Origin of the sequence: Globicatella sanguinis NBRC 15551, from assembly GCF_001552295.1 — a bacterium.
Classification (GTDB): Bacteria; Bacillota; Bacilli; order Lactobacillales; family Aerococcaceae; genus Globicatella; species Globicatella sanguinis.
In genome coordinates, this window is sequence record NZ_BCQX01000255.1 from 1 (window position 1) to 535 (window position 535).

The 535-nt window shown below is 33.3% G+C and carries 1 protein-coding gene; it reads left to right on the forward strand.

The features are described from left to right. The coding region (gene tnpB, locus GSA01S_RS10455) for an IS66 family insertion sequence element accessory protein TnpB (RefSeq protein ID WP_245631312.1) at positions 1-358 on the forward strand (358 nt) is incomplete at its 5' end. Positions 359-535: the final 177 nt, after the last annotated feature.

Consider the following 535-nt stretch of genomic DNA (forward strand, 5'->3'; position numbering starts at 1 on the left):
TGTTATCTTGAAAATGAATATCAATCAATTAGGTCAAGTTTATCTAATCTCAGGAAAAACCGATATGCGCCAAGGAATTGATTCCCTTGCATCACTCGTGAGAGAAAAGTATCAATTGGATCCTTTTTCACAAAAACTTTTTCTATTCTGTGGGACAAAAAAAGATCGGTTTAAGATTCTCTATTGGGATGGTCAAGGGTTTTGGCTATTCTATAAGCGTTTCGAAAATGGTCGTTTAACTTGGCCTTCTCATAATGATGACATAATAAAATTAAATGAAACTCAAGTGAACTGGTTACTTCAAGGGTTCTCGATCGAACCCAAAATTAAGGTGGCCAATCAGCGAACTTTCTATTGATAGTCTCTCTTTCCTGTTTTATACTATACCTATACTAATGAACGGAGTAAGGCATATGAACAGTTTAGAAAAACAATTAGAATCACAATTCAATTTAATCGAAACACTCAATAATGAAATTGCTTTACTTCGTGAACAAAATGCTTATTTATTAAAACTGCTCTATGGGAAAAAATC